9 protein-coding genes and 1 pseudogene are annotated in these 7976 nt (G+C 58.6%); 5 read left to right on the forward strand and 5 right to left on the reverse strand.

All coding sequences use genetic code 11. The features are described from left to right. Together T331_RS19705 and T331_RS18850 are read right to left on the reverse strand one after the other, a co-directional pair. A partial coding sequence (locus tag T331_RS19705; RefSeq protein ID WP_155992767.1) for a transposase occupies positions 1-233 on the reverse strand: 233 nt, incomplete at its 3' end. Positions 234-308: 75 nt separating this feature from the next. Beyond that, positions 309-536: pseudogene (locus T331_RS18850) on the reverse strand (IS3 family transposase); the annotation flags it as partial. 70 nt (positions 537-606) lie between these two features. On the opposite strand from T331_RS18850, the gene T331_RS18855 reads away from it, so the two are divergent. After that, complete coding sequence (locus T331_RS18855; RefSeq protein WP_155992768.1) at positions 607-1029, forward strand: Rossmann-fold NAD(P)-binding domain-containing protein; 423 nt, start codon at positions 607-609, stop codon at positions 1027-1029. A 201-nt stretch (positions 1030-1230) separates the two neighbouring features. Here T331_RS18855 and T331_RS0116435 read toward each other — a convergent pair whose 3' ends face one another. Then, positions 1231-2145, reverse strand: a complete 915-nt coding sequence (locus T331_RS0116435; RefSeq protein ID WP_026440809.1) for an AraC family transcriptional regulator — start codon at positions 2143-2145, stop codon at positions 1231-1233. 50 nt (positions 2146-2195) lie between these two features. Here T331_RS0116435 and T331_RS0116440 point away from each other — a divergent pair, with 50 nt between their 5' ends. From T331_RS0116440 to T331_RS0116455, 3 genes are all read left to right on the forward strand, one after another. After that, positions 2196-2990 (forward strand): SDR family oxidoreductase, encoded by a 795-nt coding sequence (locus tag T331_RS0116440; protein ID WP_240376481.1) that lies wholly within the window; start codon positions 2196-2198, stop codon positions 2988-2990. Positions 2991-3448: 458 nt separating this feature from the next. Next, on the forward strand, positions 3449-4351 hold the full coding sequence (locus T331_RS19710) for a LysR family transcriptional regulator (protein WP_035180571.1): 903 nt from the start codon (positions 3449-3451) through the stop codon (positions 4349-4351). Between the two features lie 98 nt (positions 4352-4449). Continuing rightward, positions 4450-5211, forward strand: coding sequence for an SDR family NAD(P)-dependent oxidoreductase (locus tag T331_RS0116455; RefSeq protein ID WP_026440812.1), 762 nt, complete (start codon positions 4450-4452; stop codon positions 5209-5211). Between the two features lie 111 nt (positions 5212-5322). Here the strand turns inward: T331_RS0116455 and T331_RS0116460 are convergent, their stop codons facing one another. After that, positions 5323-6234 carry an AraC family transcriptional regulator gene (locus T331_RS0116460; RefSeq protein ID WP_026440813.1) on the reverse strand — a complete coding sequence of 304 codons (912 nt, stop codon included), beginning with the start codon at positions 6232-6234 and terminating at the stop codon, positions 5323-5325. Positions 6235-6324: 90 nt separating this feature from the next. On the opposite strand from T331_RS0116460, the gene T331_RS0116465 reads away from it, so the two are divergent. After that, complete coding sequence (locus tag T331_RS0116465; protein WP_026440814.1) at positions 6325-7287, forward strand: SDR family oxidoreductase; 963 nt, start codon at positions 6325-6327, stop codon at positions 7285-7287. A 404-nt stretch (positions 7288-7691) separates the two neighbouring features. On the opposite strand, the gene T331_RS20185 is transcribed toward T331_RS0116465, so the two are convergent. Continuing rightward, positions 7692-7976 (reverse strand): hypothetical protein (locus T331_RS20185; RefSeq protein WP_035180576.1); only part of this gene is annotated, 285 nt, incomplete at its 5' end.

Here is a 7976-nt window from a genome sequence, read left to right on the forward strand (position 1 = left end):
AACCTTTCCCAAACGCCGCGCTTTGCCCATCGGACGAACCGATTATAGATGGTGGTCGGCGGACCATATTCGGGCGGACAATCACACCAGCGGCAACCGCTTTTCAGCACGTGCAATATGCCGCTGATCACGCGCCGATCATCAACGCGGTCCTTGCCGCGAATATCAGTCGGTAAAAATGGCTCAATCTTCGCCCACTGCTCGTCCGATAGCCAAAACAAGTTCCGTCGCATGATCCCCTCCCGAATCGGGACAAAGGGAATCACCCTACCATTAGAAAATCAACAAAATTATTGGGTTTTGACCCTAGTTGAGAGATACATCCACCCCGAGCCGATGAGTTTCAAATATGTAAAGTCTATCTGCCAGACTTGGTTGGGAGCAGTGGTTTTGACTTTGAATTCATCAGCCGCTTTAACGGTGATGAAGGCCGGCGAGGCAATCAGATCATGCGCCTTGAGCAGGCGGCAAACGGATGCCTCGGAGACAAAACAGCTGTTTTTGTCGGTAAACGTCACGACCAGTTCACGTGCCTTCGCGGGCGTTAACAGACTTCTGCTGATTTCGTCAAACCTCAACTGGGGCCGCATGCGGCATCACCAAGCCGTGATTGAAGCCGCAAAGTCGGCTGTCCAAATTAAAAAGACGATAGGTGCGGCCGCCGACGGTAAAATTTCATTGGCCGCGCGCGCAGATTATGCCGCGGCCGCAGCAGTGGCACTGACAATGAGCGAGGCGCCGGCCAGCTTTGAGTTGGCCGGTGATACCGCCTGGACCTTATCGGTTCTTGCCGCAGAAATATCGAGGCAAGTTGGCAAAACAATTGATTATGCGGACATGACCGAGATCGATTTCAAAACCGCTCTTATCGCAGCAGGCTTGCCGGATGATCTCGCTGACCTCCTGGCCGATGCAGATGCAAAAGCAGCCAATGGTGCGCTCTTCGATGAGAGCGGCGCGCTCAGCCGCCTGATCGGTCGGCCGACAACGCCTGTGGCGCAAACGGTCCACGAAGCGCTGAACGCCTAAGCTGCCGGTTTCGTAGGCAAATCGCGCGGGAGGTCGGCTTACATATCCCGCCGGCAAGCACCCGACCTCCCGAAACAACTTCAAACTAAACTAAAAAGACAAGCTTCTGCATGCACATCATCAGATCGCGATTTTGTGCGGCCGGCTCATCTGCAGGCCGAGTTGTTTCATGTGCCGCGGGTCGCGGAAACTCGCACAGGCCTATGACAAGGACGCCCTTTGCGCAGCCTCTCGCGCATAACGCGCAGGAGACACACCCTCGCGCTGCGAAAAAGCCACACTGAAGGAACTGGCTGACTGATAGCCCACCTGTGCCGCGACCGCCGCCACCCTGCCGCCATTTCGTAACAGAGTTTTTGCCAACGCCATCCGCCAGGTCAGCAAATATTCCATCGGCGCCAGCCCCACCTCGCGGCTAAAACGCTCGAAAAACGCCGAGCGGGACAAAGCGGCTTCCTTTGCTAGATCCGCTGCACTCCAAGCCCGTTCTGGCGCTTCGTGCATTCGCCTGATCGCGACTGCCAGCCTTTCATCCGCCAGGCCGCGCAGCAGCCCGGGTGACGCCCCAATTTCGGCGGCTGATCTCAAGGCTTCGATCAGCACCACCTCCAGCAGATGCGCCAACACGACCTGCTGCCCCGGCTTATTTGCACGATCCTCCTCCCCGACCAGCGCCACAAGCGTCGCCAGGTTTGACTGGCCCCGAACATGCACCAATTCCGGCAGGAGCGAGACCAGCAGCGCCGCATCCGGCGAAGAAAATTCACAATGCCCGATCAAATTCCGTACATTGACCGGCCCATCCAGATCTCCCAACCTGAACTCACCGGACGGCAAACGTACCGGCTCAGAGAAGGGCGTCTCTTCCGCCTCAGGATGCAGGCTCATCATGATGCAATCCACCGCGGCGGGAATCAGCACGAAATCATTCACGCCCAGTGTCAACGCCTCGCGCCCTTCCACTTGCAGCCGGCAACTCCCTTCCACCACGGCACCATAGAAAAGATGGCCATCCCCCTCTTTACGCAGCCGCCACGGCCCTGCGCCGCTGGCCACTTTGGAAAACTTCATCCGGGGCCGGAGCAACGCGACGATTTCAGCGAGAGGATCAGTCATCTGGACTCATTCAAATGAAATACGGACTTCTTATTATATACCGTCCTGGCATGCCGATCTATCTTCTTTCGGTACTCACCGCAGGACACATCATGAAATCCATCCTCATCACCGGTTGCTCTTCGGGCTTTGGCCTGGAGACCGCGAAATATTTTCTCGAACGTGGCTGGCGGGTCATCGCCACCATGCGCACCCCGGATGACAACGTTATTCCCCCTACCTCCAACCTGCAACTGTTGAAGCTCGATGTGGCAGACCAGAGCAGCATCGCGCAGGCCATCGCCGATGCTGGCGATATCGACGTGCTCGTGAACAATGCAGGTATCGGTTGGCTGAACGCACTCGAAGGCACGCCGATCGATATCATCCGACGTATCTTCGAGACCAACACCTTCGGCACCATGGCGATGATTCAAGCTGTTTTGCCGCAATTCCGGGCGCGCAAGTCCGGCACCATCATCAACGTCACCTCGACCGTGACTTTACGCCCGCTGCCGCTGCTCTCGGTCTATACGGCCAGCAAGGCGGCAGTGAACGCTTTTACCGAGTCCTTTGCGCTGGAGCTTGAGCCTTTCAACATCAAGGTGAAACTCGTTCTCCCTGGCCTTGCTCCAGAGACCCGCTTCGGCGAGAATGCCCGCGCCCTCAGCCCAGGTGCGCTGGAGTTTCCAGAACCCTACGCCCCGCTGGGCCAGGCCGTCATTGCGGGCCTGATGGGCGCGCATGAGGAATTTACCCGACCTTTGGACGTCGCGGAGGCGATCTGGCGAGCCGCCACGGATGATGCCGTCCCAACGCGCCTTCCGGCCGGGGCTGACGCCGTCACATGGTCAAAACAAGTCTAATGTTCTGAGCAAATCTGACGAGCCACAATAGCGCCGTCTCGCCGTACCGCCGGCCTTAGACAGGAACCAGTGTCATCGCGGGTCAAATCGCTAGACAACCACACGCTCCTTGAGATTGGCTAGTCTCCGGCATAAGGCCGTCTGACGACTGCGGAATTGCATGCGCCTCGGTCGGAAAACATGTCTTTTCCGACCGAGGCTTCAAATGATGTACAAACATAGTACGTTCAAATTTCTCTAAATTCGACGAGTTCAGCTTCAATATCGTTGGAGAGCACCACCGGGAGGCATTTATATTACAATTTGCGGTATCAGATCTTTCATCGCAACGGAGACATTCACGCATTTTTCTTTCGTATCTCGGGAATCCCTTGCTTTTCTCATCGAATTATAAATGTTTTAGCTAAAGACAAAAGAACGCCTATTGACTGATGAAACTTCGTTTAAGACCTTAGCGTATGACCAATGGAAATTACGCGGACCTCAGGGCGCTACGCTGCATCATTGATAATGGCAGCTTTGTTGGAGCGGCACGGGAATTGCGGGTGTCCCGCTCCGCCCTCAGCGAAACAATCCGCCGCCTCGAGCAAAAGCTCGGCACACAGTTACTTAACAGAACCACGCGCAGTGTCAGCCCAACCCCGGCTGGCGCCCGGCTTTCCTCCAGATTCAGCGAGGCCTCGGCGGAGATCGAAGCGGCAATCGCTGAGGCCAGGGCTGCGAGCGGCGAAGCGGCTGGGCACGTTCGTGTGCATGCGCAACGGCTTGGTTACGACTTGTTTCTACGCGCGTTTCTGGCAAGCTTTGCCGAGCGCTTTCCCAAAATCACTTTGGATATCCAAATTGACGATGCTGCAATTGATATTGCCTCGAGTGGATTCGATGCTGCGATACGGCTGGGAGAATTGGTCGAACGGGATGTCATCGCCTTTCCTCTGCACTCTGAACTGCGGCAAATAGCCGTTGCAGCGCCTGGCTATCTTGCAAAGCATGGGGTTCCGCAACATCCAAGGGATCTTCGCGACCATCTCTGCATTTGTTTCCGTTGGCCAGGACACGCCACATTATATAGCTGGGAGTTCTATGAGCGTGGAAGCTGGTTTTCCGTGCCTATATCCGGCCCGTTGGTAATCAACGATCAGCGGGCAACGATCGACGCCGCAGCCGCCGGGGCGGGCATTGCTTTCTGGGTTGAGAGCGAAATTCAACCCTATCTGAATGATGGTCGCCTCGTGGCGCTGCTGACCGATTACGCCGCCGGCTTCCCTGGATTTATGCTTTATTATCTGCCCCAGCGCCATCGCTCCGCGGCGGCCACCGCCTTCATCGCCGCTGTACGAGAGAGCGTAAAGCCTCGCTGATTATACCCTCTTTTCCGTACAACCCATTCGGATGGTTCAGTATTAACCTGATGATGCAGGCACTTTAAATAGCCCTTTGCAAATCAAAGGAGCTTTTGATGGAACAGACCTTCAACATTTCTGAATTTACCAGCAAGGTTGCGATCGTTACCGGCGCCGCCAGTGGCATTGGCCGGGCCGCGGTGGAACTGCTGCACGCTCGTGGCGCCCGCGTCATCGCCGAGGATCGTGACGAGAAGGTTAACGAACTTGCCAGAGACGGGATCGTGCCGCTTATTGCCGACGTGACGGAAGAAGCAGCTGCGCAACAGGCCGTTGAACTAGCCATCGGCCAGTTCGGAAAGCTGGATATCCTTATCAATAATGCCGGCATTATCATCAACAAGCTGGTTATGGAGATGACGCTAGAGGACTGGGACCGGATATTTGCGGTCAATATCCGAGCTGTGTTCCTGCACGCGCGCGCAGCCATGCACGCAATGAAGCCAAACCGGAGCGGCAGCATCGTCAATGTCGGTTCTTATGCCTGTTTCCAGACATTCCCTTCAATCGCAGCCTATGCCGCGTCCAAGGGCGCGCTGGCTCAGTTCACCCGGACACTCGCGGTTGAGGCGATCGATCATGGCATCCGCGTGAATGCCGTGGGCTCTGGCGATACAGTCACCAATATCTTGAACCATATTCATCAAGACGGCCATGCAGCGCTGGCGGAATACGGCACGCATGCGCCAATTGGCCGCGCTGCGCAGCCAGCCGAGATTGCCGAGGTCATTGCCTTTCTGGCATCTGATCGGGCCAGCTTCATGGTCGGCGCAATCGCCATGGCCGATGGCGGAAAGAGCGTTGTATTACCGGCCTGACCGGCTGCAGAGCTTGGGGGAGAACCAAGTCACATTGCAGCCTGGCGCCGTCTCTGGCTGCACTCCTGGCTCCCCGCTTGTTGATGGCGTTGGCCGCGATAAGTTTGGACGCTAAGCCCAGTCCGCCGCCATTTGCCGGTAAACCGTCGGCGACTGCCCCGTGGCGCGGCTGAACGCCGCGCTGAACGCGCTGACGGACCCATAACCTGCGATCTCGGCCACCTCAATCATCGGGCGCTTGCCGGAAATCAGAGCGGCTTTGGCAATCGACAGGCGCCAGACCGTGAGATAGCCGATGGGCGAAACGCCGATGATCTGCGCGAAGCGGGCCGCGAAGCCCGCGCGCGACATACCCGCTTCCCGCGCCAACTGGGCCACGCTCCAGGCGCACGAAGGCTGCATGTGAATCGCCCGTAGCGCGCGGCTGATCCGTGGATCGGCCAAACCCGCCAGAAGTCCCGGCCGCATGCCATCCACTTGATCAGCGCGATGGCGCAGTGCTTCCACGAGGATAACCTCCAGCAGGCGATCCAGCGCCAGGGACCGGCCCGGCCGGTCCGCTGTTGCCTCGTCGTCCAGCAGGCTCAGCAATCGCCCCAGCCGCTGCGCCGCCACATCGGCCGCGCGGATATGGACGATCGGCGAGAGCAGACCGGCGATATGACCGGCGTTGGGTTCGGCAAAGAGGAAATGGCCGGCCAGGAAACGGACCTCTGGCGTGGCGCGATCCCCCGCCTGAAACGCTGCGGGATCGGCAAACAACGCCTTAAGCCCGAGCGGCTCGACCTGCGGATCCGATCGCATCACCCAGTCCGGCGGGCAGGCCATCATCATGAAGTCGCCAGGATGCAGTGTCAGCGTCGTCTCGCCTCGTACGAGCGTGCATGTCCCCTCGATCATCTGGCCGAACACCACCGCCTCCACCGCGGGAAAAGCGATGGCCCAGGGCGCGCGCACCGCGATCATACGCCAACTCAATTCGCGCGGCCGCAGCAGGCCGATAATTTGCGACAAAGGATCCAACTAGACGCTCAATCATCAAACATGGAGTTTTGATAATAGCACGTCCTAAGCCTGGTCGATAGGCTGGCCTCAGATCATCAGGAGTTTGGCATGCATGTCTTCGTCACTGGCGCCAGCGGCTTTATAGGCCAAGCGGTTGTCAAAGAGTTGATCGGGGCCGGGCACCACGTCACTGGCCTGGCGCGTTCGGCTGACGCCGCGCAAAGTTTGACGAGGCTTGGCGCGAAGGTCCATGCGGGATCGCTTCACGCGCCCGACACGCTACGCGCGGGGGCAGCGGCGGCCGATGGCGTCATCCACCTCGCCTTCATCCACGGCCCAGGTGACATTCCGCTCGGGCGACGGCTTGGCCTGATCCTCGGCGGTTCGCCAAGGCACATCGTCAATCGGTTCGGCGCGGCGATTACCGCGGCTGATCGCCGCGCGATTGACGCCTTGGCCAGCGCGCTTGAGGCTTCAGGCCGGCCCCTGGTGACAGTGTTCGGCACCATGGGGATGGAAGCTGGGCAAACGGCGAAGGAAGAGCAGGAGCCGGATCCGCGCTCTCCCGGCTGGATGCGGTCGCAGACCGAAGCGGCCGTCAAGGGCTGGGCCGCGCGGGGCGTGCGCGCGACGATGGTCCGGCTCGCGCCTTCGGTTCACGGCGAGGGCGATCATGGTCTTGTCCCGAGGCTTATCGCCACCGCCCGCAAGCACAAGAGCTCAGCCTATGTCGGCGACGGTGAAAACCGATGGAGCGCCATTCACCGTCTCGATGCGGCGCGGTTGCTCCGCCTGGCGCTGGAGGAGGGACAGCCGGGCGCACGATATCATGGCGTTGCCGATGAGGGTGTTCCATTCCGCCAAATCGCCGAGGTGATCGGGCGGCGGTTGAACTTACCTACGGTCAGCATGACGCCTGGGCAGGCAGCACGGCGTTTCAGTTGGCTCGCCCCTTTCGTCGCTTATGACAATCCCGCCTCCAGTGACCTGACCCGGGAAAGCCTGGGCTGGCGACCGACACATCCAGGCCTGCTCTCCGACCTGGGCGGTGAGGCGTATTTCCGTATCTAGAGCCTATTCGGCTCATATTGGATCGCGGAACACGCTCTGGTCTTTTGGACGAGGCAATTTATCCGATCAAACGAGTCCGTTTGATCGGATGTTGCTCTAACCAGCGGCTTTTATCCGACAGTCTTCGCGGCCAAACCAGGCTTATCCGCGAGAAATGCCCCCTTAAGCGTATGCCATGCTGGAGAAACGGTCCGCCTCGCAGGGGGGATATCGGAAACAGGGCGCGCGCAGGTCTCATTTCGGTTTTCCAAATCAATAGGAGACCTGTCTGAGTGAATGGGCTTGATGAGCTCGTGCGCCTCGCGGCCATTGCGCCATTCGCTTTGAATATTTTTTATCAATGCAACGACTTTGCTCTCATACTCCGTAACCGATGCGAGGCCCCCACTGCATGGGGCTGGACTTTACCGTGATGTCTCTGCGACGCGCTGGGGCATCCAGAAGTCTCTGATTGCTGGCACGACGATGGGTATGTCGTGATAGGCGGTCTTGAGGTACGATTTTATGTCGATGCCTTTGGGCGGCGGCCCGGCGGGGATAGCCAGTTCGTCGGCGCAGTAGAGCAGGATTGGCAGCAGGAGGCCGTATTGAATGTTTTTTGCGTTGAGTAATGGCGCCCACGCCTTCCAGCGCAATTTCATCGCGGCGACAAACCCCATGCACCAAGGCCCGGCGAACACCATGCCAGC

This window comes from Acidocella facilis ATCC 35904, from assembly GCF_000687875.1.
Lineage (GTDB): Bacteria > Pseudomonadota > Alphaproteobacteria > Acetobacterales > Acetobacteraceae > Acidocella > Acidocella facilis.